This is a genomic window from Methylobacterium sp. E-041 (assembly GCF_022829665.1).
Lineage (GTDB): Bacteria > Pseudomonadota > Alphaproteobacteria > Rhizobiales > Beijerinckiaceae > Methylobacterium.
This window is the reverse complement of the sequence record NZ_JAKSYQ010000204.1, coordinates 1-25519: the sequence shown is the minus strand read 5'-3', so window position 1 is coordinate 25519 and position 25519 is coordinate 1. Positions and strand designations below refer to the sequence as shown.

Genomic DNA, 25519 nt, shown 5'->3' with positions numbered 1-25519 from the left:
GAGCAGGTGATGGGCGCCCTGCAGAACATCCGCCAGGCGAGCCAGCAGACCGCCGCCGGCACCCGCGAGGTCGAGGCGGCCTCGGCCAACCTCACCGAGCTCGCAGGAGCCCTCATGGCCCTCGCCGAACGCTACCGGCATTGACCGGCGGGCGGACGCCGTGACCGACATCCGCCAGCTGCTGCTCGCGGCCTTTGAGGTCGAGCACCGCGAGCACATCGATGCGATCCGCGCGGCTCTGGGCGCCGACGGCACCGGCCGCGCGCCCGACTGGAACGACATCTTCCGACGGGCCCACAGCCTCAAGGGCGCCTCCCGGGCCGTCGACCTGCCGCCGGTCGAGGCGGTGGCGCATCGCCTGGAGAGCCTGTTCGAAAAGGTCTCGGCCGGCGCCGCCCTCGATCGCGAGGCCAGGAACGCGACCCATCTCGCCCTCGATCGCATCGAAGCCTACGTCGCCGGGATGAAGGCCGACCCGGACGTCGCGATGCCGGCCGACGCCATCGCGGCGCTCGACCGCTGCCTCGCGGGCGCCCGGGCACCGGACGCGACGACACCCTCGCCGGCGGAGATCGAGCCGCCGGTCGAGGCCGAACCGCCGGTCTCGGCAAGACCGCCCGCCGAGCCGAAATCCGCCGCGCCCTCCTCGCCCGCTGCGCCGCCGTCCGGCGTCGAGCCGCCCGCCGAGGCCGGCCCGGCCTTTCTGCGCGTGCCCGCCGACGCGGTCGAGGCGCTGACCCGGGCGAGCCACGAGCTCGCGAGCACGCTCGGCGTCGGATCCGCGATCTCCGACGGGCTCGCCCGGCTCGCGCGCCTGTCCGAAGACCTGCGGCGGCAGGCCGAGGCGTCGTTCGCGCGCGGTGCGGTGTCCAACCTCGCCCGGCTCCTGCGGCAGGAGGCCGGACGCGATGCCGGGTCGGACAGGGACGAAGCGGTCGGCCTCGCGGTGGAGGCCGTCCGCACCGAGATGCGCGGCGTCGAGGCGAGCCTCGCCGGCCTGGCACGGGAGGCGGCCGACCTGTCGCGCCGTCAGGTCGCGGCGGCCGGTGCCGTCGAGGGGGCGGCGGCCCGCGTCGGCCTTCAGGCCGAGCGCCTCGCCCTGGTGCCGGCCGAGACCGTGTTCGGAAGCTTCCCGCGCTCGCTCCGCGAGACCGCGCGCGAGCAGGGCCGCGAGATCGATCTCGCCGTCCGCGGCCTCGACCTGCCGGTCGACCGCGCGATGCTGCAGGCGCTGAAGGACCCGGTGCTGCACGCCCTGCGCAACGCGCTCAGCCACGGCGCGGAACCGCTCGACATCCGCCGGGCGGCGGGAAAGCCCGACGCGGCGGCGATCCTGTTCGAGGTCGCGATCCGCGGCGGCCGCCTCGTCGTGTCGGTGGCGGACGATGGCCCCGGCCCCGACCTCGCGGCGATCGAGGCGACGGCCCTGCGCCGCTTGCTGCTCCGCCCGGGGGATCCGACCGATCCGCAGGCCCTGCTCGCCCTGGTCTTCGAGCCGGGCTTCTCGACCGCCGCGGCGGTCGACGCCCTGTCCGGGCGCGGCTTCGGCCTCTCGGTGGTCGCCGATGCCGCCCGCGCGCTCCAGGGTAGCGCCCGGCTGGAGCCGCGTGAGCCCTGGGGCAGCATCCTCACCATCTCGGCGCCGCTCTCGGCGGCACGACGCGCGATGCTCCTCGTCGAGGCGGGTGGAGCGACCTACGCGCTGCCCGGCGCCGCGGTCGAGCGCCTGCTGCGCCTCGATCGGGCCGGCCTGCCGCAGGCGATGGGCCGCCCGGTGCTGCGCGTGCCCGGCGCGGGCGGCGCCGAGGAGACCTTCCCAATCGTCGCGCTGGCCGAGATCCTCGGCGGCCCTGCCTCCGCGAGCCCGCACCTGACCGCGATCCTGGTGCGGGCCGGCGGCCGCCGCTTCGCGCTGGCCGTCGACGCGCTCCACGACGTGCGCACCCTCCTCGTGCTGCCGGCGCCGTCCGTCGGCGCCGAGTCCGGGCTCGTCGCCGGCACCGTCATCCTGCCCGGCGACGTGCCCGCCCTGGTGCTCGATCCCGACGGGCTCGCCGCGCGGGCGGGTGCCGCCGGCGCGGCGGCGAGGCCGGGCGACGGGGTTGCAGATGCTGGCGGAACGTTGGCGGAGGCGCCACGTTCGAAACACCGCGCGACGATTCTCGTCGTCGACGATTCGATCACCACCCGCACCCTGGAGAAGGGCATCTTGGAAGCCGCCGGCTATCGCGTGGTCGTGTGCGTCGACGGCCAGGACGCCCTCGATCGCCTGCACGCCGACATCGAGGTGTTCGACCTCGTGCTCGCCGACGTGGAGATGCCGCGGCTCGACGGCTTCGGCCTGCTCGCCGCGATCCGCGCCGAGACGCGGTTCGCGCGCCTGCCGGTGGTGCTGATGACCTCGCGGGGCGACGCGGCCGACGTCGCCCGCGGCCTCGACCTCGGCGCCGACGCCTACCTCACCAAGCAGAAGTTCGACCAGCGCCAGCTCCTCGACACCATCGGGCAGCTGTTGTGAGCGAGCCGGTCCGCGTCATGCTGGTCGAGGACAGCCTGGTGGTGCGCGAGCTGCTGCGCCACATCCTCTCCCGCGATCCCCGCCTCGCCTGCGTCGCCGCCGTCGCGTCGGGCGAGGAGGCCCTGTCGGCGATCGACAGCGTGCGGCCCGACGTGATCTCGATGGACATCCGCCTGCCCGGCATCGACGGGCTCGAGACCACCCGCCGCATCATGTCCGAGCACCCGACGCCGATCGTGGTGATCGCCGATTCGGTCGAGGATTCCTCGCTGCGCATCTCGATGAACGCCCTGCGGGCCGGCGCGCTGTCCGTGGTCGAGAAGCCGGTGGCGACGACCCATGCCGGCTACGACGCGGTCGCCGGCGAGATCTGCACCCAGCTGCGCATCATGGCGCAGGTCCCGGTGATCCGCCGCCGCCCGATCGGCACCGAGTGGCTCGGGCGCACCGCGGCGGCCGCGTCCGCACCCGCGGCGAACCTGCCGCCGACCGTCCTGGCGATCGCCGCCTCCACCGGCGGCCCGCCGGCGCTCGCCCGCGTGATCGGGGCGCTGCCCGAGACGTTCCCGCTGCCGGTGCTGGTGGTCCAGCATATGGGCGCGGCCTTCATGGACGGGTTCGCGGCCTGGCTCGACGGCGTGGTGCCGATGCCCGTCACGGTCGCCCGCGACGGCGAGCGGGCCGAGCCCGGCCGGGTCTACGTCGCCCCGGGCGACCGCCACCTGGAGCTGGGGCCGGGCCGGATCCTGCGCATCCTCGACAGCCTGCCGGTCTCCGGCCAGCGACCGGCGGCGACCGTGCTGTTCCGCTCGGTCGCGCGGCAGGCGGGCGCGACGGGGCTCGGCGTTCTGCTCACCGGCATGGGCGAGGACGGGGCGCTCGGCCTGCTCGACATGCATGCCGCCGGCGCACAGACGGTGGCCGAGCACGAGAGCACGGCAGTCGTCTACGGCATGCCGGCGGCGGCCGTGCGCCTGAAGGCCGCCCGCGCCGTCCTGCCCCTCGACCGCGTCTCGGCCCATGTCCTCAAGCTCGCCATGCCCGGGGCCGGCTCGCAGGACCGGCCGGCATGAACGGCACCGCCGGCACGGCGACGGAGGCCGCCCGCATCCTCCTGGTCGAGGATTCGGAGACGCAGGCGCTGGAGCTTCGCTTGCTGCTGGAGAGCCACGGCTTCCAGGTCGAGCGCTGCCCGACCGCGGAAGCCGCGCTCGACCACCTCAACCACGGCCTGCCCGACCTCGTCGTCGCCGACTACCACCTGCCGGGCATGAACGGCGACGAGCTGACGCGCCAGCTTCGCCTCTCGCTGCGCACCCGCGCCCTCCCCCTGCTGATGCTCACCGGCGCCCGCGACGGCGAGCGCCAGGGCCTCGAGAGCGGCGCCGACGCCTACGTCGCCAAGTCCGGCGACCGCGACCTGCTGATCCTGCGCATCCGCGCGCTCCTGCGCGAGCGCTTGGGCAGCGTGGCGCCCGGCAGCGCCGAGACCCCGTCGGCCGCCGCCTTCCGGCGCGGGCGCGTGCTGGTGATCGACGGCAGCGCCACCTACCGCACCTTCCTCGCCGGCCTGCTCGGCCAGGACGGCCACGCCGTCACCGCCAGCGCCGGGCCGGACGAGGCGCTCGCCGTCCTCGACGCCGAGGGCGAGGCGACGGCCTTCGACTGCGTCACCGTCGACCTGCTCGGCCCGGCCTTCGACGGCCTCGCCCTGTGCCGGGCCATCGACCAGCGCCGCGGCGTCCGGGTGGCCGGCGCCGGGTTCCACCTCGTCGGGGTCGCCGGCAGCAACCCCCCCAAGGATTTCCTCGTCCAGGCCTACGCCGCGGGCGCCGACGACGTGGTCTCGAAGTCCGATGCCGAGGTGCTGGCGCTGCGGGTGCGCGGCCTCGTGCGGCGCCGCTTCCTGGAGGAGGACGACCGCCGCATCGCCGGCGAGTTCGGCGCCCGGCAGCAGGCGGTCGAGCGCGCGCGCGCCGAGGCCGAGGCCGCGGAGGCGCGCGCACGGCTGGCCGACGCCCTTGAGCGCGCCAACGACGACCTCGCGCTCGCCAACCGCAAGCTCACCGACGCGCAGGCCAAGCTTGTCCAGGCCGCCAAGATGGCCTCGCTCGGCGAGCTGGTCGCCGGCATCGCCCACGAGATCAACAACCCGCTGGCCTTCATCCTCGCGCATCAGGGCACCGTCGAGCGCGTGCTCGGCGAGCTGCCGATGCCCGAATCCGACCCCGCGGCGCAGAAGGGCCTGGCCAAGGCGCGCGACCGCGTCGGTGCGATGCGCATGGGCCTGACCCGCATCCAGGACCTGGTCCTGAACCTGCGCAAGTTCTCGCGGCTCGACGAGGGCGAGCGCTCCCTGGTCAACGTGCCGGAGGCGATCGAGACGGTGCTGGCGCTGATCCAGCACAAGCTCGGCTCGCGCATCGCCGTCGAGCGCGACTTCGCGGGGCGCCCCGAGATCCATTGCACCCCGGCGCTGCTCAACCAGGTGGTGATGAACATCCTCGGCAACGCCGCCGACGCGATGCCCGAGGGCGGGCGGATCCGCGTCGTCACCGAGACCACGCCCGAGACCGACCTGATCCGGATCAGCGACACCGGCCCCGGCATCCCCGAGGACCTGCGCGAGAAGATCTTCGAGCCGTTCTTCACCACCAAGCCGGTCGGGGCCGGAACCGGGCTCGGCCTCGCGATTGCCTACAGCGTGGTTCAGGCGCATAGCGGCTCGCTCACGGTGGAGACGGCTCCCGGCGGCGGGGCCTGCTTCGTGATCGGGATTCCGAGGCAGACGGCGACCGTATGACCAGAGGCACGATCCTGGCCGTCGACGACGAGCCGGACATCCTGATCGCCCTCGAGGACCTGTTCGAGGACACCTACCGCATCGTCACGACGACGAAGCCGGCGGACGCCCTCGCCATCCTGCGCGACGATCCCGACATCGCCGTCGTCCTGTCCGACCAGCGCATGCCCGGCATGACCGGCGACGCGCTGCTGGCCGAGATGCGCGGGTTCCACGAAGCCCAGGCGATCCTGCTCACCGGGTACGCCGACATCACCGCCGTGATCGGCGCGCTGAACCGCGGCGGGATCAGCGGCTACGTCGCCAAGCCCTGGGACGCGGACCTTCTGCGCGGCACCGTGCGCAACGCCTTCGAGCGCCATGCGCTCGGACGGGAACTCGCCACCGAGCGGGCCCTGCTGCGCGGCCTGCTCGACCATTCCGAGGACGCGATCTCGTTCAAGGACGCGGCCGGGCGCTTCCTGCGCCTCAACGCCCGAAAGGCGGCGCTGCTCGGCCTCGACGTCGCGGGCTGCCTCGGCCGCAGCGAAGCCGAGCTGCCCGGGACGCGCGCCGCCGAGAGCGCCGAGGCCGACGCCGCCGCGATCCGCTCGGGCGAGATCGGCGACGTCGTCTCCGCGGAAGGGCCGATCGGCGCCGAGCGCTGGAGCCACGTGGTCCGGGTCCCGATCCGCGGCCCCTCCGGCGCGATCGCGCATCTCGCCACGATCGAGCGCGACGTCACCGAGCAGAAGGGCTTCGAGGCCCGCCTGCGCCAGTCCGACAAGATGCAGGCGCTCGGCACCCTCGCCGGCGGCATCGCGCACGACTTCAACAACCTGCTGACCGCGATCCTCGGCAGCCTCGAGCTCGCCGCGCCGAAGGTCCATGAGCAGCCCCGCGTGCTTCGGCTGATCGAGAACGCGCGGGGCGCGGCCGAGCGCGGCGCTTCGCTGACCAAGCGCCTGCTGAGCTTCAGCCGCGCCAACGACCTGCGTGCCCGGCCGACCGACGTGAACGCCCTCGTCGAGGGCATGTCGGCGCTGCTCGGGCGCAGCCTCGGCGGGCTCGTCACCGTCGAGACCAGGCTCGGCAGCGATCTCGGCCCGGTTCAGGTCGACCCCGACCAGCTCGAGCTTGCCATCCTCAACCTCTGCATCAACGCCCGCGACGCCATGCGCGAGGGCGGCATGATCGTCATCGAGACGGCGGCGCTGACGATCGAGGACGATCCGGACGTGCGGAGCGGCGCCTACGTCGCCGTGTCTGTGAGCGATGCCGGCGAAGGCATCCCGCCGGAGATCCTGGCGCGGGTCTGCGAGCCGTTCTTCACCACCAAGGCCGTCGGCCAGGGCACCGGCCTCGGCCTCGCGATGGTGTTCGGCCTCGCCCAGCAATCCCACGGCCGCCTGCGGATCGACAGCCGGGTCGGGCACGGCACCCGCGTCGACCTCGCCCTGCCGCGGGCCTCCGCGGCCGTCGTGGCGGACGAGGCAGACGTCGCGGTCGCGCCGGCGGCGGCACGCGCGGCGGCCATCCTGGTGGTGGACGACGACGCCGAGGTCCGGCACGTCACCGCCTCGTTCCTCAACGGGTTCGGTTACGACGAGATCGAGGCCTCGGACGGCGCGGCCGCGCTCGCGCTGATGGAGCAGCGCCGCTTCGACCTCGTGGTCGCCGACCTCGCGATGCCCGGCATGACCGGCGTCGAGCTGGCGGCCGAGGTGCGGAGCCGCTGGTCCGAGGTCCCTGTGCTGATCCTGACGGGGCACGCGGAGGCGGTGGAGATCCCGCACGACCTGCCGGTGCTGACGAAGCCGTTCCAGTCGGCCGAGCTCGCCCGCCGCGTCTCCTTGCTGCTGGGCGACCCGCCCGGCGCCTGACGCGTCGGCCCGGCCGTCCGTCCCGACGGAAACGCGTTCGAAGCGCGTCCGTCCCCGAGAAACGCCGGCCTCGACCGTATGCGCTCGCCGCATCGCGGTCGTCCCGGAACGAGCATCGCGCAACGGCCTCGGGCCAACGAAAAAGGCGGCCTCTCGGCCGCCTTTCTTCGAACTCGTGCTGTCGAGGCGCCGATCAGGCCGCTTCGCTCTCGCCGCCGAGCACCGGGCCCGAATCCTTACCGCGGGCGCTGACGTCGCGGTCGACGAACTCGATCACGGCGAGCGGGGCGTTGTCGCCCTTGCGGAAGCCGGCCTTCATGATGCGGCAGTAGCCGCCCGGACGGGCCGTGTAGCGCGGGCCGAGCACCGTGAAGAGCTTCTTGACCATGTCGTGGTCGCGGATCTGCGACATGGCGAGACGGCGGGTGTGGACGCTGTCGATGCGGCCGAGCGAGATCAGCTTCTCGATGACCGGGCGCAGGTCCTTGGCCTTCGGCAGCGTGGTGATGATCTGCTCGTGCTTGATCAGCGCGGCGGACATGTTGGCGAACATCGCCTTGCGGTGCTCGGTGGTGCGGTTGAAACGACGACCGCGGAATCCGTGACGCATGTTGGCTCTCCTGGTTTTTGCGGTCGCCGTGCCACGGTACGACCGTCATCTTGAAGGCGAATAGGGAGTAGCGAGTAGCGAATAGAGTGCAGCGGAACCGGGGCGCCCTACGGACACCCCTATTCGCTACTCCTACTCGCCATTCGCCCTCAGTAGTGCTCCTCGAAGCGCTTGGCGAGATCCTCGATGTTCTCCGGCGGCCAGCCGGGGATGTCCATCCCGAGGTGCAGACCCATCCCGGCCAGCACTTCCTTGATCTCGTTGAGCGACTTGCGGCCGAAGTTCGGGGTGCGCAGCATCTCGCCCTCGGACTTCTGGATGAGGTCGCCGATGTAGACGATGTTGTCGTTCTTCAGGCAGTTCGCCGAACGCACAGAAAGCTCGAGCTCGTCGACCTTCTTGAGCAGCGCCGGGTTGAAGGGCAGCTGCGGCGCGAGCGGGGCGGCCTCCTCCTTGCGCGGATCCTCGAAGTTCACGAACACCTGGAGCTGGTCCTGGATGATGCGCGCCGCGTAGGCCAGCGCATCCTCCGGCGACACCGCACCGTTGGTCTCGACGGTCATCGTCAGCTTGTCCTTGTCGAGATCCTGGCCCTCGCGGGTTGTCTCGATGCGGTAGCTGACCTTGGTCACCGGCGAGAACAGCGCGTCCACCGGGATCAGGCCGATCGGCGCGTCCTCGGGGCGGTTGCGCTCGGCCGGCACGTAGCCCTTGCCGGTGGCGACCGTGAACTCCATCCGGATCTCGGCGCCGTCGTCCAGCGTGCAGATCACGAGGTCGGGGTTCAGGATCTGGATGTCGCCGACCGTGCCGATGTCGCCGGCGGTGACGAGGCCCGGGCCGGTCTTGCGCAGGGTCATGCGCTTCGGGGCGTCGGTCTGCGAGCGGATGGCGATCGTCTTGATGTTCAGGACGATGTCGGTGACGTCCTCGCGGACGCCCGGGATCGAGGAGAATTCATGCAGGACGCCGTCGATCTGGACCGAGGTCACGGCCGCGCCCTGGAGGGAGGACAGCAGCACCCGGCGCAGCGAGTTGCCGAGCGTCGTGCCGAAGCCGCGCTCCAACGGCTCGGCCACGACGGTGGCGACCCGCTTCGGGTCGTCGCCGGTCGAGACCTGCAGCTTGTTGGGCTTGATCAGCTCTTGCCAGTTCTTCTGAATGACCACGATCCTACCTCTCCTGACGCACGAACCCGCGACGTCCGGGTCCGCGCTTCGGCCGATCGACGCTGCCCCCAGCGTCGATCGGTCCCTAAAAGACTGCTCCGGGCCTACGCCTCGTCGGCGACCCAGAGATCCGGCACGAACCGGTATCCGTCCCCATCCCGCGTCACGGTGCCGACGGCCGGGAATTCGAGATGCGAGCCGGCGATGCGGGTCCCGTCGGCCGCCAGATCCGCGAGGATCGCCTTGCGGGTCGCCCGCGCCTGGTCGCCGTCGACATCGAAGCCGACGCCCGCCTCGGGTTGCTTGAACTGGATCGCCGGCAGGTGCACCACATCGGTGAACACCAGGAGCGACTTGTCCCCCGAAACGATCCGGAAACCGCAATGGCCCGGCGTATGGCCGGGCAGGTGCACCGCGGTGATGCCCGGCAGGACTTCCCCGCCGGACTGCTCGCGCACCCGGCCGGCATAGGGTGCCAGCGCCTTGCGGGCGTTCTCGAAATACGGCTTTGCCCCGTCCGGTGCGGCGGCGAGCGCCGCATCGGGGAGCCAATACGCCGCCTCGTCCGAATGCAGCACGATCTCCGCGTTCGGGTAGGCGGCCTTCCCGTCGACCACCAGCCCACCGATATGGTCGGGATGGCAGTGCGTGACGAGAACGGTCTCGATCGCCTCGGGCGCCACGCCCGCGACAGCGAGCGCTGCGGGCACACGACCCATGGTCGGCGGACCGAACGACCCGTAGCCGGAATCGATCAGCACCGGCTTGCGGCCGGGGCCCGTCAGCAGGAATGCGTTGAGCATCACCCGCGGCTCCTGCGTACGGAAGCCGGCGCGCTGCAGCGCGCCGGCTTCGTCCTTCGAGATGCCCGTGACGAGATCGAGGGAGCTCTGAAACCAGCCGTCGTTGAGCACGGTGAGCGTGATGTCACCGACGCTCCAGCGCTTGACGCCGGGAAGGATCTTCGTATCCGCCACGTGTGTCTCCGTCCGCCTCAGACGCGCCGACGCTTGCGCGGGCGGCAGCCGTTGTGCGGGATCGAGGTGACGTCACGGATCGAGGTCACGGTGAAGCCCGCGGCCTGGAGGGCGCGGAGCGCCGACTCGCGGCCCGAGCCGGGCCCGGAGACCTCGACCTCGAGGGTGCGCATACCGTGCTCGGCGGCCTTGCGGGCCGCGTCCTCGGCGGCGACCTGCGCGGCGTAGGGGGTCGACTTCCGCGAGCCCTTGAAGCCCATGGCGCCCGAGGAGGACCACGAGATCGTGTTGCCCTGCGCGTCGGTGATGGTGATCATCGTGTTGTTGAACGAGGCGGCGACGTGCGCCACGCCCGAGACGATGTTCTTGCGTTCGCGCCGGCGGACGCGGGTCGGTTCCTTGGCCATCTTTTCGATACCTGTCCTTCAAGCGCACCCGTAATTCCAGGTGCTCGGGATTCTCGTATGGGTTCGGTCGGCACATCCGCGGAGCGCCGCCCCGTCACGCCGGCTCCCGTCGAGGGAGATCCGGCACGATGCATGGGAGACCGCGCCGGGCGCAGCCTCCGAATTCGTAAGCTTACTTCTTCTTGCCGGCGATCGGCTTGGACTTGCCCTTGCGGGTGCGCGCGTTGGTGTGCGTGCGCTGGCCGCGGACCGGCAGGTTGCGGCGGTGGCGCAGGCCGCGGTAGCAGCCGAGGTCCATCAGGCGCTTGATGTTCATCGAGACGTCGCGGCGAAGGTCGCCCTCGACGAGGTAGTCGCGATCGATCGTCTCGCGGATCTGCAGCACCTCGGCGTCGGTGAGCTGGTTCACGCGGCGCTCGGCCGGGATGCCGACCTTCTCCGTGATCTCCTCGGCCTTCTTCGCGCCGATGCCGTGGATGTACTGGAGCGCGATGACGACGCGCTTGTTGGTCGGAATGTTAACGCCGGCGATACGGGCCAAGGTCATGCTCCATGTGGCGTACGGGCGATCGCCCGGGCCGTCCTGTGGGAAAGCGTGCGTCCGGTGGAGGCCGGCCCCTGCACGCCCGTCAACGACAAATCGGCCCGCGGCCGCCCCTTGGAGGGCACCTCGGACCAACGGCTGTGCAGACGAAGACCGGCCTGCTAGCGCGGGCCGGCGGTGATGTCAACGGTTCGGCACGATAAGACGCCGCGCCGGGCCCGGCGGGCGCGCCCGGCGCGCTGCATCGTTCCCATCACGTCACCTGGCGAACCGCAGGGGCGTGGGTGTCTTCGGGTCGACGTCAGAAGCGCTGGTTCAGCTGGCGGCAATACCCGCCGTTGTCGCGAAAGCCCGCCGGGCAGCGCCGCACGCACGCGCCGGCCGCGAACTTCAGCGGCGGCCTGCACAGGCGGCCGGTCGTCCGCCGCTCGTACTGATACGATTGCGCCGGGCCGGCCCACGCCGCCATCGGCATCGCGCCGACCGTCAGGGTCAGCGCTGCGAGGATCGCCCGAGCCGCATGCGTCGACATGATCATGGGTCCCCGGAAGGATGGCTTCAGGACGCCACGCCTTCGCGATGCGATTCGAGGATCGTCATCAGCGAATCCGTCACCGCGTCGATCGGCGCCATGCCGTCCACGGTCTGCAGCATCCCGGCGCGCTCGTAATAGGCCGAGAGCGGGGCGGTCTGGATCCGGTAGGCCTCGAGACGCGAGGCGAACACCTCGGGGGTGTCGTCCTTCCGCACCGGCTGTCCGCGGGCGGCGGTCTCCTCCGCCCGCTTGGCGATGCGGCCGACCAGGACCTTCTCATCGACCTTGAACTCGATCACGGTCGAGAGATGCAGGCCCTTCTCGTCCAGCATCACGTCGAGGGCCTTGGCCTGCTCGACGGTGCGGGGAAAGCCGTCGAGGATGAACCCGCCGCGCGCATCCGCCTCCTCGATCCGGTCGGCGACGATGCCGACGACGATCGCGTCGGACACGAGGCCGCCGCTCTCCATCACCGCCTTTGCCTGGAGTCCGACCGGTGTTCCGGCAGCGACGGCCGCGCGCAGCATGTCGCCGGTGGAAAGCTGCGGGATGCCGAATCGCGCGACGATCCGCTCGGACTGCGTCCCCTTCCCCGCGCCGGGTGGTCCGAGCAGAATGATCCGCATGGGCGTTATCCTCGTCCGTGCCCGTCTCTCAGGGCTTCTTGGCGCGCGGCGACGCCGTGTCGGCGTCGTTCCCGCGTCGGTGTTGCTTGTAGCGGCTTCCGCCGGACGGGCGAGCGGGCAAATCGCTGTCCACTCGTCATTCCGGCGATTGTGTCTCTCGTGTCGCCGAGCAGGATCGCTCAGCGCCGCCGCTGGGTCGTCGACGCGCCGCGCAGCTTGGCCTTCTTGACGAGGCCCTCGTACTGGTGCGCCATCAGGTGCCCGTGGATCTGCGCCACGGTGTCCATCGTCACCGACACGACGATGAGCAGCGACGTGCCGCCGAATCCGAGGCTGGCGGAGGCGTAGGAGGCGATGATCTCCGGCACCAGGCAGACGAAGGTCAGGTAGAGCGCGCCGATCAGGGTAATGCGCGTCAGCACCTTGTCGATGAACGCCGCGGTGCGCTCGCCGGGCCGGATGCCGGGGATGAAGCCGCCATGCTTCTTCAGATTGTCGGCGGTCTCCTGCGGGTTGAAGACCACCGCGGTGTAGAAGAACGCGAAGAAGATGATCAGCGCGGCGTAGAGCGCCATGTAGAGCGGACGGCCGTGGCCGAGATAGGTCGTGACCGTCGCCAGCACGCCGGTGCCCTGGTTGGCCGAGAAGCTCGCCACGGTGGCCGGCAGCAGCAAGAGCGACGAGGCGAAGATCGGCGGGATCACGCCCGAGGTGTTGAGCTTCAAGGGCAGGAACGACGTCTGGCCCTCGTACATCCGGTTGCCGACCTGGCGCTTGGGATAGTTGATCAGCAACCGGCGCTGGGCGCGCTCCATGAACACGATGAAGTAGACGAGGCCGATCGCGGCGACGCCGACGCCGAGGATCACCGCCGAGGACAGCGCGCCGGTGCGCGACAGCTCGAGCGCACCGATGATGGCGGTCGGCAGGTGGGCGACGATGCCGGCGAAGATGATCAGCGACGAGCCGTTGCCGATGCCGCGGGAGGTGATCTGCTCGCCGATCCACATCAGGAACAGCGTGCCGCCGGTGAGCGTGATCACGGTCGAGGCGAGGAAGAACGGGCCGGGATCGATCGCGGCGCTCGACCCCTGGAGGCCGACGGCGATGCCCCAGGACTGGACCAGCGCCAGCACCACCGTGAGGTAGCGGGTGTACTGATTGATGACCTTGCGGCCGGACTCGCCTTCCTTCTTCAGCGTCTCGAGGCTCGGGATCACCGAGGTCAGCAGCTGGATGATGATCGAGGCCGAGATGTACGGCATGATGTTGAGCGCGAAGATCGCCATGCGCTCGACGGCACCGCCGGAGAACATGTTGAACAGCCCGAGCACGCCGCCGGCCTGCTGCTGGAAGTTGCGCGCGAACTGTTCCGGGTCGATGCCGGGGATCGGGATGTAGGTCCCGAGCCGGAACACCACGAGCGCGCCGAGGGTGAACCAGATGCGCTTCTTGAGCTCATCCGCCTTCGCGATGGCACCGAAATTGAGGTTCGCGGCGAGCTGCTCGGCGGCTGAGGCCATGGCCTGTGTCCTGATGATGGGTCACGAGGGAGCCGCGGGGCTTCCCTGAAAACGGGAGCGGCGGCCGCATGCGAGGTCGCACGGGCCGCCGCTCGAAGCTTCGACTTAAGGGGTCGCTCCCGGCGAGGCAACCGCGCTCAGGCGGTCGCTTCGCCCTTGCCGCCCAAGTCCTTGCCACCCTTGCCGCGGACCGAGACGCCGGCGCCGTAGGCGACGACGACGCTGCCGCCGGCCTTCTCGACCGCCTCGACCGCCGACTTCGACGCGCGGGTCACCTCGAAGGCGACCTTCGCGGTCAGCTCGCCGACGCCGAGCAGCTTCACGCCGTCGCGCGGACGGGCGATGATCCCGGCCTGCACGAGGGCCTCGACCGTCACGGTCGCGGCCTTGTCGAGCTTGCCGGCGTCGATCGCCTGCTGCACCCGGCCGAGATTCACCTCGTTGAGGTCGGTCGAGTAGAGGTTGTTGAAGCCGCGCTTCGGCAGGCGACGGTGGAGCGGCATCTGGCCGCCCTCGAAGCCCTTGATGGCCACGCCGGTCCGGGCCTTCTGACCCTTCACGCCGCGCCCTGCGGTCTTGCCCTTGCCGGAGCCGATGCCTCGGCCGACGCGCATCCGGTTCTTGGTTGCGCCTTCGTTGTCGCGGATCTCGTTGAGCTTCATCGCGCCCTCCTCAAGCCGCGTCGTCGAGGACGCGCACGAGGTGCGCGACCTTTCGGATCATGCCGCGAACGGCGGGGGTGTCCTCGAGCTCGGAGACACGGTGAAGCTTGTTCAGCTTCAGGCCCACCAGCGTCTGGCGCTGGGAGGCCTCGCGGCGGATCGGGGAACCGATCTGCTCCACGCGGACAGTCTTGCTAGCCATGCTGCCCTCCCCTTACGCGACTGCGGCTTCGGACTGGTCGGACGGGTCCGAATCGGTGCGCCGCGCCTGGAGCGTGGACACCTTGAGACCGCGACGACCGGCGACCGAGCGCGGGCTGTCCTCGTTCTTCAGCGCCTCGAAGGTGGCGCGCACGAGGTTGTAGGGGTTCGAGGAGCCGAGGCTCTTGGCCACGACGTCCTGCATGCCGAGCGTCTCGAACACGGCGCGCATCGGGCCGCCGGCGATGATGCCGGTGCCCTGCGGAGCCGCGCGGAGGATCACCTTGCCGGCGCCGTGACGGCCCTGCACGTCGTGGTGCAGCGTCCGGCCCTCGCGGAGCGAGATGCGGACGAGGCCGCGCTTGGCGGCTTCCGTCGCCTTGCGGATCGCCTCGGGGACTTCGCGGGCCTTGCCGTGGCCGAAGCCGACGCGGCCCTTCTGGTCGCCGACGACGACGAGCGCGGCGAAGCCGAAGCGACGGCCGCCCTTCACCACCTTGGCGACGCGGTTGATGTGGACGAGCTTGTCCACGAACTCGCTGTCGCGCTCCTCGCGGTCGTCGCGGCGGCCGCGGCCACCGCCTTCACGTTCACGTGCCATGTTGCTTCCGTTTCATCTCACTGGCGCGGGCGGCGGGCCCGCTCGCTTGAATCGTCATCGCCGGAGGCGGACGCGCCGCCTCCGCACCGCCGAGATTTAGAAGTCGAGGCCACCCTCGCGAGCGGCTTCGGCCAGAGCCTTGATCCGGCCGTGGTACTGGTAGCCCGAGCGGTCGAACACGACCTTCGAGACGCCGGCGGCCTTGGCGCGCTCGGCGACGAGCTTGCCCACCGCCGAGGCGGCGGCGACGTCGGCGCCGGTCTTCAGGTCGGCGCGCAGGCCCTTGTCGATCGACGAGGCGGCGGCGAGCGTGACGCCCGCCGCATCATCGATGACCTGAACGTAGATCTGCTTCGACGAGCGGAACACCGACAGGCGCGGCCGGCCGTTGGCGGAGGCGCGGAGCGCCCGGCGCACCCGCGCCTTGCGGCGATCGAGGGCTTCGAGTTTGCGTGACATGTCTCAGCCCCCTTACTTCTTCTTGCCTTCCTTGCGGAAGATGAACTCGCCGGCGTACTTCACGCCCTTGCCCTTGTAGGGCTCGGGACCGCGGTAGTCGCGGATCTCCGCGGCGACCTGGCCGACGACTTGGCGGTCGATGCCGGAGATCGTGATCTCCGTCGGCTTCGGCGTCACGATCGTGATGCCGGCCGGGATCTGGTACTCGATGTCGTGGCTGTACCCGAGCGAGAGCTTGAGCGCCTTGCCGGCCATCGCGGCGCGATAGCCGACGCCGGTGATCTCGAGCTTCTTCTCGAAGCCCTTGGACACGCCCTCGACGAGGTTCGCGACCTGGGCCCGCGAGGTGCCCCAGAGCGAACGCGCCGCCTTGGACTGGTCCTTCGGGGTCACCGTGATCGCGCCGTCCTCGAGCGCCACGTCGACCAGCGAGGGAACCACGAACTGCAGCTCGCCCTTCGAGCCCTTCATCTTGACCGTCTGACCCGTGACCGACGCGGTGACGCCGGCCGGAACGGGGACGGGCTTCTTGCCTACGCGAGACATCTGCCTCTCTCCTTATCCGGGGATCAGAACACCTTGCAGAGCACTTCGCCGCCGACGTTGCGCTCGCGCGCCTCGTGGTCGGCCATGACGCCCTGCGGGGTGGACACGATGGTGACGCCGAGACCGTCGGCGACGCGCGGCAGATCGCCGACGGCCGAGTAGACGCGGCGGCCGGGCTTCGACACGCGCTGGATCGAGCGGATGACGGGCTGGCCGTCGTAGTACTTCAGCTCGATCGCGAACTCCGTCCGGCCGTTGCCGAGTTCGGTGGTCGCGAAGTCGCGGATGTAGCCTTCCGACTTCAGCACGTTCAGGACGTTCGCGCGGAGGCGCGAGCCGGGCGTCGAAACGACGTTGCGACGGCGCATCTGGCCGTTGCGGATGCGTGTGAGCATATCGCCCACGGGATCGTTGACCATGGGTGCCTCCTTACCAGCTCGACTTGACGAGGCCCGGGATCAGGCCCCGGTTCCCGAGCTCGCGCAGCGCGATACGCGAGACGCCCATCTTGCGGTAATAGGCGCGCGGCCGGCCGGTGATCTCGCACCGGTTGCGCACGCGGGTCGGCGACGAGTTGCGGGGAAGCTCCGCGAGCTTGAGGCGCGCCTCGAAGCGCTCCTCCATCTCGAGGGACTCGTCGTTGGCGGTCGCGAGCAGGGCCTGGCGCTTCGCAGCGAAGCGCTTGACCAGCTCCTTCCGGTGGTTGTTCTGTTCGACTGAACTCTTCTTTGCCATTGTCTATCCTCCGGTGTCCGCGTCTAGGTATCCCGAGGGACGCCTACTGCCGGAACGGGAATTGGAAGGCGGCGAGGAGAGCGCGGGCTTCCTCGTCGGTGGTGGCGGTGGTGGCGACGACGATGTCCATGCCCCAGGTCTGCTCGGCCTTGTCGTACGAGATCTCCGGGAACACGAGGTGCTCCTTGAGGCCGAGCGCGTAGTTGCCGCGGCCGTCGAACGACTTCGGGTTCAGGCCGCGGAAGTCGCGGACGCGCGGCAGCGCGATCGTGACGAGGCGATCCATGAACTCGTACATCTTCTGGCGGCGCAGGGTGACCTTGCAGCCGATCGGCATGCCCTCGCGGACCTTGAAGGTCGCGATCGGCTTGCGGGCCTTGGTGATGACCGGCTTCTGGCCGGCGATCAGCGCCAGGTCGCCGGCGGCGACGGTGGCCTTCTTCGAGTCCGCGGTGGACTCGCCAACGCCCATGTTGATGACGATCTTGTCGATCCGCGGAACCTGCATCGGGTTCTTGTAGCCGAACTGCTCGATGAGCTTCTGGCGGATGACTTCGTCGTAGTGGGCGCGCAGGCGCGGGACGTAGGCGTCCTTGTTGGCCTCAGCCATCGATCTGATCCCCCGTGGTCTTGGCGAAGCGGACCTTGCGGCCGTCTTCGAGGATGCGGAAACCCACGCGGGTCGGCTTGCCGTTCGCGTCCTGCAACGCGAGGTTCGAGAGCTGGATCGCGGCCTCCTTCGAGATGATGCCGCCTTCCTGGTTCTGGCTCTGCTTCTGGTGCTTCTTGACCAGGTTGATCCCGCGGACGAGCGCCTTGTCGTCCTTCGGCATCACCTGGATGACCTCGCCGGAGCGACCGGAATCGCGACCGGTGAGGACGACGACGGTGTCGCCCTTCTTGATCTTGGCTGCCATCACAGCACCTCCGGAGCCAGCGAGATGATCTTCATGTGGTTGCGGGCGCGCAGCTCGCGCGGCACCGGCCCGAAGATGCGGGTCCCGATCGGCTCCTTCTGATTGTTGATCAGCACGGCCGCGTTCTTGTCGAAGCGGATCACCGAACCGTCGGGACGCTTCACTTCCTTGGCGGTCCGCACGACCACCGCCTTCATGACGTCGCCCTTCTTGACGCGGCCGCGCGGGATCGCCTCCTTGATGGACACGACGATGATGTCGCCCACGCCGGCATAGCGCCGCTTCGACCCGCCCAGCACCTTGATGCACATCACGCGACGCGCACCCGAGTTGTCGGCGACGTCCAGATTCGTCTGCATCTGGATCACAGGAGTGACCTTTCCTTGTTTCAGGCGGGTTTCCGCACACGGGCGGTATTGCCCGGCGGACGACGCCTGATGGGGATCTGATGTCCCCGGCTCATATGACAGACCGCGCTATCGGCGCTTATCCAGCGCCGGCGCGGTCACCGCGTACGAAGGGCGCGAACACCCCTCTCACATGTCGCGAAGGGGTGCCCACTACACCACGGGGCGCAGGGGCGCAAGACTTTCCGTGCCGGCCCTCGGGTGGAAGACGTTCCGGGCGGGCCTCCGCCTAATCCGTGCCGAGCTCCAGATCCTCGCCGCAGCCGTCGAGGGGTGGGGCGCCGGCACGCCCGGCCCGCGTGGGACTGCTCGGGAGACCGATGATTCGGCGGCCGATCCGGTTTCCGTTCTCCGCAGCTTCGCTCAGGACGTCTGCGACGGTGGCGCGGTCCACCGCATCGTCATGTCCGCAGGAGAGCGAAGCCTGAGACAGACGCCGAACCATCTCCTTGACGAAGGCGGCGCTCGCTCCCTCCGACAGCGCGACCGCGTCGTCGATGGCCCCCTCCTCGAAGCTCAAGGCGCCTCCGTAGAGGGCGATCAGCCGTGCGCGGCAGGCGGCGTCGGGATTCGCGATCTCGATGGCCTCGTCGACGCGTCCCGGACGCGACGCGAGGGCCTCCTCGATCTCCTCGGGCCGGTTGGTGGTCAGGAGGAAAAGGATGTCCGCATCGTCGCCCAGACCGTCCATCTCGTTGAGCAGACGGTTCAACAGGACCTCCGTCTTCGGGCTGTTCATGCCCTCCCGCGAGCGCCCGACCAGATCCACGTCTTCCAGCACGACGATGCTCGGCTGCAGGGTGCGCGCAAGCAGCATGTATCGGGCCAGGTCCTGGACCTGCTCCGCCGTGATCAGGATGGTGGTCCGGGCCGGTAAATTCGAGGCGATGTATCGGATCACGTGAGTCTTCCCGGTGCCGGGCGGCCCATAAAGGAGCAGACCCTTCCGGATCGACTGCCCGAGGCGGAGCAGACCGGCGCGATGCCGGTCGAACGCGAAGACGTGGCGATCCAGGCGCGCCATCGTGGCGTCGTCGAGGATGATCGCCTCTCGGGCCACCGGCGACAGCTTATGGACGGACATCTCCGTACTCATGCCGGAATAGTCGGATCCACCCTCGAAGGAGAGGACCTTGCCGCGATACAGGATCGAGTTCGCGCCCGCCTCTTGAATACGTTTTAGAAACGTGCGCGCGAACGCCTGAGCCTCGGATCCCGGCAGCGTTGCGATCTCGACCTGAGCGAACTTGCCCGACCTGAAGTTGGAATACTGCGACAGGAGCACCGCGACCGGCTGGCCGTCGACCTGGAACAACCAAAGGCCGGTGTTCAACGCCGGGAACGGTTCGCTCTCCCCGATGTCAACGTCGCGATACTGCAACGGCGTGATCGCGATGGCCTGATCATTGCCGCGGACCAGCAGGCCGGAGATCGTCAGCGGACGCTGTTCGTAGGGTTGGTGGACGCCCAACAGGGTCGGGGCGTACGGGTTCACCTGTGCAAGCGTCTCTGCCTGCAGGTCCGGAAGCAGGTGAATGCCGAAGACACGCCTCGAACTAACGATCCCGTTCACGTCATCGGCGCCGAAGAAGCCGAGGAGGGCTTCCCAGGCGCGATTGGCGTTTTTCAGCATGCGGCTCATCCTCGTTCAGAGGAGCTTCCTCCCGTCAGCGACGCATGACGGCAGGCTCCTCGTGAGGATTGTGCGACGAGGCGCGAAAAGCGCCACCGGCCGACTCGCCGGTCATGGGGAGATCGAGATTGATGGGTCGAACCCAAGCCGCGGTCGAATCGTCGAACGCTCGACACGGTTAGGCACCGACGTCGTTCTCGGATCAGAAACGAAAAAACGGGCGCAGAATCCTGCGCCCGTCTCACGGTCCGTCCAAGACGATCAGGCGGCCGCGGGAGCCTCGGCCGATGCGGCTTCGCCCTCGACGAGCTTCCAGGTCTTGGTCTTGGAGAAGGGCCGGCACTCCTCAATGAACACCGTGGCCCCGACCTTGGCTGCGTTCGCCTCGTCGTGGGCATGGTAGTTCTTCGAGCGGCGAACGGTCTTCTTCATCACCGGGTGGGTGAAGCGGCGCTCCACCTTCACGACGATGGTCTTCTCGCCCTTGTCGCTGACGACGACGCCCTGCAATACGCGCTTCGGCATGATGAAACTCCTCAGGCCGACGTCGCCTGCAGCGTCTTCTGACGCTGCAGGGTGCGGACGCGGGCGATGTCGCGACGGACTTCGCGGACGCGGGCGACGTTCTCGAGCTGGCCGGTGGCCCCCTGGAAGCGCAGGTTGAACTGCTCCTTCTTGAGGTTCAGCAGCTCGTCGCTCAGCTGGTCCGGCGACAGGGCGGCGAGATCCGACTGTCTCTGTGACGACTTCATGATCTGCCTCCCTTTAGTCGGCGATGCGTTGCACGACGCGCGTGCGGATGGGCAGCTTGGCGGCGCCCAGGCGGAGCGCCTCCTTCGCGATGTCCTCGGCGACACCGTCGACCTCGAACATGATGCGGCCCGGGTGGACGCGGGCGGCCCAGTACTCGGGCGCGCCCTTGCCGGAGCCCATGCGGACTTCGGTCGGCTTCGACGTGACCGGAACGTCGGGGAAGATCCGGATCCAGACCCGGCCCTGACGCTTCATCTCACGGGTGATCGCGCGGCGGGCCGCCTCGATCTGGCGCGCGGTGATGCGCTCGGGCTCCACCGCCTTCAGGCCGAACTGGCCGAAATTCAGGTCGAAGCCGCCCTTGGCCGCACCGGAGATGCGACCTTTGAACTGCTTACGAAACCGGGTCTTCTTGGGTTGCAACATGGCAGCCTCTCAACACCTTCCTTGGCTCGGGGGTCCGACGATCGCGCTTAGGCGTGATCGCGGCGACCGCGACCGCGGTCACCCTCGCCATCGCGCTCGCGACGACCGCCCGAACGGCCGCCCTCTTCCTGCGCCTTCTTATCCTGCGCCATCGGGTCGTGCTCGAGGATCTCGCCCTTGAACACCCAGACCTTGATGCCGCACGTTCCGTAGGTCGTGAACGCGGTGGCCGTGCCGTAGTCGACGTCGGCGCGCAGCGTATGCAGGGGCACGCGGCCCTCGCGGTACCATTCCTGGCGGGCGATCTCAGCGCCGCCGAGACGGCCGGAGCAGTTGATCCGGATGCCCTCGGCCCCGAGGCGCATCGCCGACTGCACGGCGCGCTTCATGGCGCGACGGAAGGCGACGCGGCGCTCGAGCTGCTGCGCGATCGAGTCGGCCACCAGCACGGCGTCGATCTCGGGCTTCCGGACCTCGACGATGTTGATGGTCACGTCGGCCTTGGTCATCGTGTTGACCAGCTTGCGCAGCTTCTCGATGTCGGCGCCCTTCTTGCCGATCACCACGCCCGGACGGCCCGAGTGGATGGTGACGCGGCACTTCCGGTGCGGGCGCTCGATGACGATCTTGGAGACCGCCGCCTGCTTGAGCTGCTTCATGAGGGCGGCGCGGATCGCGACGTCCTCGTGCATCAGCTTGACGTATTCGGTCTTGCCGGCGAACCAGCGGGAATCCCAGGTCCGGTTGATGCCGAGCCGGAGACCGATCGGGTTGACTTTCTGACCCATCAGATTCTCCTCAGGCCGCTTCGGCGGTGCGGACTTCGCGAACCACGATGGTGAGGTTCGAGAAAGGCTTCAGGATGCGCGCGCCGCGGCCGCGGGCGCGGGCGTGGAAGCGCTTCAGGACCAGCGCCTTGCCCACGAAGGCCTGGGTGACGACGAGGTCGTCGACGTCCAGATCGTGGTTGTTCTCGGCGTTGGCGATCGCGCTCTCGAGGCACTTCTTGACCTCGGTCGAGATGCGCTTGCGGGAGAACTCGAGGTCGGCGAGCGCCGACTCGACCTTCTTGCCGCGGATCATCTGCGCGACGAGGTTGAGCTTCTGGGGCGAGACACGGAGCATCCGTGCCACGGCCTTGGCCTCGTTCTCGGGCAGCGCGCGGGGGGTGGCTTGCTTGCCCATGTCAGCGCCTCTTCGCCTTCTTGTCGGCCGCGTGGCCGTGGAAGGTGCGGGTCGGCGAGAACTCGCCGAACTTGTGACCGACCATTTCCTCGGAGACGTAGACCGGGATGTGCTTCTGCCCATTGTGCACACCGAAGGTGAGCCCGATGAACTGCGGCAGGATGGTGGAGCGACGGCTCCAGATCTTGATGACCTCGTTCCGGCTCGACCCGCGAGCCGCCTCGGCCTTCTTGAAGAGGTAGCCGTCGACGAACGGCCCCTTCCAGAGTGAGCGTGCCATGATGGTTACTTCTTGCGGTTGTGGCGGCTGGACAGGATGAAGACGTCGGTCCGCTTGTTCGAGCGGGTCTTCTTCCCCTTGGTCGGCACGCCCCAGGGCGTCACCGGGTTACGGCCGCCCGAGGTGCGTCCCTCGCCGCCGCCGTGCGGGTGGTCGACCGGGTTCATGGCCACGCCGCGGACGTGCGGACGCTTGCCGAGCCACCGGTTGCGCCCGGCCTTGCCGAGCGAGATGTTCATGTGGTCCGGGTTCGAGACCGCACCCACCGTCGCGTAGCACTGGCCGTGGACCAGGCGCTGCTCGCCGGAGTTCAGGCGGAGCGTCACGTAGCCCTGGTCGCGCCCGACGATCTGAGCGTAGTTGCCGGCGGAGCGGGCGACGGCGCCGCCCTTGCCGATCTTCAGCTCGATGTTGTGCACGATCGTGCCCACCGGCATGCCGCCGATCGGCCCGGCATTGCCCGGCTTGATGTCGACGCCCTCGCCCGAGACCACCTTGTCGCCCGGCTGAAGGCGCTGCGGAGCGATGATGTAGCTCTGCTTGCCGTCCGGGTAGTTGATCAGCGCGATGAACGCCGTGCGGTTCGGATCGTACTCGATCCGCTCGACGGTCGCCGACACGCCCGGCTGCGACCGACGCTTGAAGTCGACGAGACGGAGCGAGCGCTTGTGACCGCCGCCGCGGAAGCGGACGGTGATCCGCCCGAGGTTGTTGCGGCCGCCCGAGGACGACTTGCCCTCGGTCAGCGCCTTCACCGGCTTGCCCTTGTAGAGCTCACGGCGGTCGACCAGCACGAGCTGGCGCAGGCTCGGCGTGACCGGTTTGAATGTCTTCAAGGCCATCGGCTTAAATCCCTACCCGGTCTATGTCAGAGGCCGGTCGTGACGTCGATCGTGTCACCTTCGGCGAGGGTCACGACCGCTTTCTTCACGTCCGAACGCTGTCCGCGCATGCCGCGGAAGATCTTCTTCTTGCCCTTGGTCACGAGGGTGTTCACCGCCGTGACCTTGACGTCGAACAGCTTCTCGACCGCTTCCTTGATCTGCGGCTTGGTGGCCTTCGGAGCGACCCGGAAGACGACCTTGTTCTGCTCGGTGAGGTTCGTCGCCTTCTCGGTGATGACCGGGGAGACGATGATGTCGTAGTGGCGCGGATCGGCACTCATTTGAAACGCTCCTCCAGCGCGTCGATCGCGGCGCGGGTCAGCACGAGCGTGTCGCGGCGCAGGATGTCGTAGACGTTGATGCCCTGCACGGGCAGCACGTCGATCATCGGGATGTTGCGGGCGGCGCGGCCGAAGTTCTCGTCGACCTCGGCGCCGCCGATGATCAGCGCGCTCGAGAGACCCATCTTGCCGAAGCGCTCGACGAGACCCTTGGTCTTGTGGTCCTCGATCTTGATGTCGTCGACGACGATGAGGGTCGAGGCCTTGGCCTTGGCCGACAGGGCGTGACGCAGGGCCAGGGCACGGACCTTCTTGGGAAGGTCGTGGCCGTGGTCGCGGACGACCGGGCCGAACGCACGGCCGCCGCCGCGGAACTGCGGAGCCGAGGCTGCGCCGTGACGCGCGTTGCCGGTGCCCTTCTGCTTGTACAGCTTCTTGCGGGTCCGGTTCACGTCCGAGCGGTTCTGCACGGCGTGGGTGCCGGCACGACGCTTGGCGAGCTGCCAGCGCACCATGCGCTGGAGCAGGTCGGCGCGGGGCTCGAGGCCGAAGATGGCCTCGTCGAGCTCCACCGAGCCGGCGCCGGCGCCGTCGAGGGTGGTGATATCGAGCTTCATCACGCGTTCTCCTCGGCAGCGGGCGCCTCGGGGGCGGATTGCGGGGCAGCCGACGCGCCGTTCTCACGGAACTTGCCGGGCTGTGGGACTTCGGCCGGAAGCTTGCGCTTCACCGCGTCCCGGATCTGGATCCAGCCGCCGGCGACGCCGGGAACCGCACCCTCGACCAGGATCAGGCCGCGCTCGACGTCCGTGCGGACGACGCGCAGGTTCTGCGTGGTGACGCGGTCGACGCCCATGTGACCGGGCATCTTCTTGTTCTTGAAGGTCTTGCCCGGATCCTGACGGCCGCCGGTCGAACCGATCGAGCGGTGCGAGATCGACACGCCGTGGGTGGCGCGCAGACCGCCGAAGTTCCAGCGCTTGATGCCGCCGGCGAACCCCTTACCCGTGGTCGTGCCCGTCACGTCGACGAACTGGCCCGGGATGAAGTGATCGGCCGTGATCTCGGCGCCCACCGGGATCAGCGCGTCCTCGGACACGCGGAACTCGGCGATCTTTTGCTTCGGCTCGACCTTGGCGACCGCGAAGCGGCCACGCTCGGCGGCCGAGACGTTCTTGACCTTCGCCTTGCCGACGCCGAGCTGGACGGCGACGTAGCCGTTCTTCTCGACGGTGCGGTGGGCGACCACCTGGCATTGTTCGATCTTGAGCACGGTGCAGGGAACGTGTTCCCCCGCTTCCGTGAAGATCCGGGTCATGCCGACCTTCTGTGCAATGACGCCTGAGCGCATAAGGTGTCTCCCTCGCGCGATGAAACGGTAAGCTCTAAACCCGGCGGGGCTTAGAGCTTGATCTCCACGTCCACGCCAGCGGCGAGGTCGAGCTTCATCAGCGCGTCCACGGTCTGGGGGGTCGGATCGACGATATCGAGCACGCGCTTGTGGGTGCGCATCTCGAACTGCTCGCGCGACTTCTTGTCGATGTGCGGCGAGCGGTTGACCGTGAACTTCTCGATATGGGTCGGCAGCGGGATCGGGCCGCGGATGGTCGCGCCGGTCCGCTTGGCGGTGGAGACGATCTCGCGGGTGGACGCATCCAGGATGCGATGATCGAACGCCTTCAGGCGGATGCGGATGTTTTGACCGTTCATGACCTAAACCTCGACGGAAACGTGTTGGGCGGGCGCGAGGGCCCTTCCCTCAATCGTCCCCTGACGGATGCTGTGTCCGGGCACCGGCCCTTCGTCCCGGGAGACGAAGGGCCGATCTGTCTGACGACTACGCGTTGATGGCGGCGACGACGCCGGCGCCGACGGTTCGGCCGCCCTCGCGGATGGCGAAGCGCAGCTTCTCCTCCATGGCCACCGGCACGATCAGCGTGACGTCCATGGTCACGTTGTCGCCCGGCATCACCAT

The 25519-nt window shown here is 69.2% G+C and carries 34 protein-coding genes and 1 pseudogene; 4 read left to right on the top strand and 31 right to left on the bottom strand.

Features of this window, described 5'->3' with window-relative positions; genetic code table 11:
* Window positions 1-160 precede the first annotated feature (160 nt).
* Genes MKK70_RS19510 through MKK70_RS19495 form a run of 4 tightly spaced genes read left to right on the top strand, consistent with a single transcriptional unit; the run spans window position 161 to window position 7183 of the window.
* Complete coding sequence (locus MKK70_RS19510) at window positions 161-2518, top strand: response regulator (RefSeq protein WP_243949414.1); 2358 nt, start codon at window positions 161-163, stop codon at window positions 2516-2518.
* Entirely contained in the window at window positions 2515-3591 is a 1077-nt protein-coding gene (gene cheB / locus MKK70_RS19505) for a chemotaxis-specific protein-glutamate methyltransferase CheB (protein WP_313898887.1), read from the top strand. Before MKK70_RS19510 ends, cheB begins: the two co-directional genes overlap by 4 nt.
* The gene (locus MKK70_RS19500; RefSeq protein WP_243949413.1) at window positions 3588-5321 is read left to right on the top strand and encodes a response regulator; all 1734 of its coding nucleotides are present in this window, start codon (window positions 3588-3590) and stop codon (window positions 5319-5321) included. Before cheB ends, MKK70_RS19500 begins: the two co-directional genes overlap by 4 nt.
* Window positions 5318-7183 (top strand): response regulator, encoded by a 1866-nt coding sequence (locus MKK70_RS19495; protein ID WP_243949412.1) that lies wholly within the window; start codon window positions 5318-5320, stop codon window positions 7181-7183. Before MKK70_RS19500 ends, MKK70_RS19495 begins: the two co-directional genes overlap by 4 nt.
* 193 nt (window positions 7184-7376) lie before the next feature.
* Here the strand turns inward: MKK70_RS19495 and rplQ are convergent, their stop codons facing one another.
* The 31 genes and pseudogenes from rplQ to tuf all read right to left on the bottom strand — a co-directional run.
* Window positions 7377-7793 (bottom strand): 50S ribosomal protein L17, encoded by a 417-nt coding sequence (gene rplQ / locus MKK70_RS19490; protein ID WP_147725840.1) that lies wholly within the window; start codon window positions 7791-7793, stop codon window positions 7377-7379.
* A 149-nt stretch (window positions 7794-7942) separates the two neighbouring features.
* The gene (locus tag MKK70_RS19485; protein WP_147725841.1) at window positions 7943-8962 is read right to left on the bottom strand and encodes a DNA-directed RNA polymerase subunit alpha; all 1020 of its coding nucleotides are present in this window, start codon (window positions 8960-8962) and stop codon (window positions 7943-7945) included.
* Window positions 8963-9066: 104 nt separating this feature from the next.
* Window positions 9067-9939 carry an MBL fold metallo-hydrolase gene (locus MKK70_RS19480; protein WP_243949410.1) on the bottom strand — a complete coding sequence of 291 codons (873 nt, stop codon included), beginning with the start codon at window positions 9937-9939 and terminating at the stop codon, window positions 9067-9069.
* Window positions 9940-9956: 17 nt separating this feature from the next.
* Window positions 9957-10346 carry a 30S ribosomal protein S11 gene (gene rpsK / locus MKK70_RS19475; RefSeq protein ID WP_147725843.1) on the bottom strand — a complete coding sequence of 130 codons (390 nt, stop codon included), beginning with the start codon at window positions 10344-10346 and terminating at the stop codon, window positions 9957-9959.
* Between the two features lie 172 nt (window positions 10347-10518).
* Window positions 10519-10887 carry a 30S ribosomal protein S13 gene (rpsM, locus tag MKK70_RS19470; RefSeq protein WP_147725844.1) on the bottom strand — a complete coding sequence of 123 codons (369 nt, stop codon included), beginning with the start codon at window positions 10885-10887 and terminating at the stop codon, window positions 10519-10521.
* Window positions 10888-11191: 304 nt separating this feature from the next.
* The gene (locus MKK70_RS19465) at window positions 11192-11422 is read right to left on the bottom strand and encodes a hypothetical protein (RefSeq protein ID WP_243933496.1); all 231 of its coding nucleotides are present in this window, start codon (window positions 11420-11422) and stop codon (window positions 11192-11194) included.
* 26 nt (window positions 11423-11448) lie between these two features.
* A complete protein-coding gene (locus MKK70_RS19460) occupies window positions 11449-12051 on the bottom strand; it encodes an adenylate kinase (protein WP_243949408.1) in 603 nt (200 codons plus the stop codon).
* A gap of 179 nt (window positions 12052-12230) precedes the next feature.
* Window positions 12231-13574 carry a preprotein translocase subunit SecY gene (gene secY / locus MKK70_RS19455; RefSeq protein WP_147725847.1) on the bottom strand — a complete coding sequence of 448 codons (1344 nt, stop codon included), beginning with the start codon at window positions 13572-13574 and terminating at the stop codon, window positions 12231-12233.
* A gap of 137 nt (window positions 13575-13711) precedes the next feature.
* Window positions 13712-14236: a 50S ribosomal protein L15 gene (gene rplO / locus MKK70_RS19450; protein WP_147842712.1), complete on the bottom strand. Its 525-nt coding sequence runs from the start codon at window positions 14234-14236 to the stop codon at window positions 13712-13714.
* Between the two features lie 10 nt (window positions 14237-14246).
* Window positions 14247-14438: a 50S ribosomal protein L30 gene (rpmD, locus tag MKK70_RS19445; RefSeq protein WP_147725849.1), complete on the bottom strand. Its 192-nt coding sequence runs from the start codon at window positions 14436-14438 to the stop codon at window positions 14247-14249.
* A 12-nt stretch (window positions 14439-14450) separates the two neighbouring features.
* A complete protein-coding gene (gene rpsE / locus MKK70_RS19440; protein ID WP_147725850.1) occupies window positions 14451-15038 on the bottom strand; it encodes a 30S ribosomal protein S5 in 588 nt (195 codons plus the stop codon).
* Between the two features lie 96 nt (window positions 15039-15134).
* Window positions 15135-15497: a 50S ribosomal protein L18 gene (rplR, locus tag MKK70_RS19435; protein ID WP_147842713.1), complete on the bottom strand. Its 363-nt coding sequence runs from the start codon at window positions 15495-15497 to the stop codon at window positions 15135-15137.
* Window positions 15498-15509: 12 nt separating this feature from the next.
* On the bottom strand, window positions 15510-16043 hold the full coding sequence (rplF, locus tag MKK70_RS19430; RefSeq protein WP_147725852.1) for a 50S ribosomal protein L6: 534 nt from the start codon (window positions 16041-16043) through the stop codon (window positions 15510-15512).
* A gap of 23 nt (window positions 16044-16066) precedes the next feature.
* Complete coding sequence (rpsH, locus tag MKK70_RS19425) at window positions 16067-16462, bottom strand: 30S ribosomal protein S8 (RefSeq protein WP_147725853.1); 396 nt, start codon at window positions 16460-16462, stop codon at window positions 16067-16069.
* A gap of 10 nt (window positions 16463-16472) precedes the next feature.
* Window positions 16473-16778, bottom strand: coding sequence for a 30S ribosomal protein S14 (gene rpsN / locus MKK70_RS19420; protein ID WP_147725854.1), 306 nt, complete (start codon window positions 16776-16778; stop codon window positions 16473-16475).
* A gap of 43 nt (window positions 16779-16821) precedes the next feature.
* Window positions 16822-17388: a 50S ribosomal protein L5 gene (rplE, locus tag MKK70_RS19415; protein WP_147725855.1), complete on the bottom strand. Its 567-nt coding sequence runs from the start codon at window positions 17386-17388 to the stop codon at window positions 16822-16824.
* Window positions 17381-17695 carry a 50S ribosomal protein L24 gene (gene rplX / locus MKK70_RS19410; protein ID WP_147842714.1) on the bottom strand — a complete coding sequence of 105 codons (315 nt, stop codon included), beginning with the start codon at window positions 17693-17695 and terminating at the stop codon, window positions 17381-17383. Before rplX ends, rplE begins: the two co-directional genes overlap by 8 nt.
* Window positions 17695-18063, bottom strand: a complete 369-nt coding sequence (gene rplN, locus MKK70_RS19405) for a 50S ribosomal protein L14 (RefSeq protein WP_147725857.1) — start codon at window positions 18061-18063, stop codon at window positions 17695-17697. The genes rplX and rplN overlap by 1 nt, the downstream gene beginning before the upstream one ends.
* A gap of 268 nt (window positions 18064-18331) precedes the next feature.
* Window positions 18332-19735, bottom strand: a complete 1404-nt coding sequence (locus MKK70_RS19400) for an ATP-binding protein (protein WP_243949406.1) — start codon at window positions 19733-19735, stop codon at window positions 18332-18334.
* A gap of 261 nt (window positions 19736-19996) precedes the next feature.
* On the bottom strand, window positions 19997-20260 hold the full coding sequence (rpsQ, locus tag MKK70_RS19395) for a 30S ribosomal protein S17 (protein WP_147725858.1): 264 nt from the start codon (window positions 20258-20260) through the stop codon (window positions 19997-19999).
* Window positions 20261-20271: 11 nt separating this feature from the next.
* Window positions 20272-20487: a 50S ribosomal protein L29 gene (gene rpmC / locus MKK70_RS19390; protein ID WP_147725859.1), complete on the bottom strand. Its 216-nt coding sequence runs from the start codon at window positions 20485-20487 to the stop codon at window positions 20272-20274.
* A 13-nt stretch (window positions 20488-20500) separates the two neighbouring features.
* On the bottom strand, window positions 20501-20914 hold the full coding sequence (rplP, locus tag MKK70_RS19385; RefSeq protein WP_147725860.1) for a 50S ribosomal protein L16: 414 nt from the start codon (window positions 20912-20914) through the stop codon (window positions 20501-20503).
* A gap of 47 nt (window positions 20915-20961) precedes the next feature.
* Complete coding sequence (gene rpsC / locus MKK70_RS19380; RefSeq protein WP_147725861.1) at window positions 20962-21702, bottom strand: 30S ribosomal protein S3; 741 nt, start codon at window positions 21700-21702, stop codon at window positions 20962-20964.
* Window positions 21703-21712: 10 nt separating this feature from the next.
* Window positions 21713-22099 (bottom strand): 50S ribosomal protein L22, encoded by a 387-nt coding sequence (gene rplV / locus MKK70_RS19375; RefSeq protein ID WP_147725862.1) that lies wholly within the window; start codon window positions 22097-22099, stop codon window positions 21713-21715.
* A gap of 1 nt (window position 22100) precedes the next feature.
* Window positions 22101-22379 carry a 30S ribosomal protein S19 gene (rpsS, locus tag MKK70_RS19370; protein WP_147725863.1) on the bottom strand — a complete coding sequence of 93 codons (279 nt, stop codon included), beginning with the start codon at window positions 22377-22379 and terminating at the stop codon, window positions 22101-22103.
* Between the two features lie 5 nt (window positions 22380-22384).
* Window positions 22385-23221, bottom strand: a complete 837-nt coding sequence (gene rplB, locus MKK70_RS19365) for a 50S ribosomal protein L2 (RefSeq protein ID WP_147842717.1) — start codon at window positions 23219-23221, stop codon at window positions 22385-22387.
* A 26-nt stretch (window positions 23222-23247) separates the two neighbouring features.
* Window positions 23248-23544 (bottom strand): 50S ribosomal protein L23, encoded by a 297-nt coding sequence (locus tag MKK70_RS19360; protein ID WP_147725865.1) that lies wholly within the window; start codon window positions 23542-23544, stop codon window positions 23248-23250.
* On the bottom strand, window positions 23541-24161 hold the full coding sequence (gene rplD, locus MKK70_RS19355; protein ID WP_147842718.1) for a 50S ribosomal protein L4: 621 nt from the start codon (window positions 24159-24161) through the stop codon (window positions 23541-23543). Before rplD ends, MKK70_RS19360 begins: the two co-directional genes overlap by 4 nt.
* Complete coding sequence (gene rplC, locus MKK70_RS19350; protein WP_147725867.1) at window positions 24161-24895, bottom strand: 50S ribosomal protein L3; 735 nt, start codon at window positions 24893-24895, stop codon at window positions 24161-24163. Before rplC ends, rplD begins: the two co-directional genes overlap by 1 nt.
* Window positions 24896-24945: 50 nt before the next feature.
* Complete coding sequence (gene rpsJ, locus MKK70_RS19345) at window positions 24946-25254, bottom strand: 30S ribosomal protein S10 (RefSeq protein WP_018044230.1); 309 nt, start codon at window positions 25252-25254, stop codon at window positions 24946-24948.
* Between the two features lie 127 nt (window positions 25255-25381).
* Window positions 25382-25519: pseudogene (gene tuf, locus MKK70_RS19340) on the bottom strand (elongation factor Tu); the annotation flags it as partial.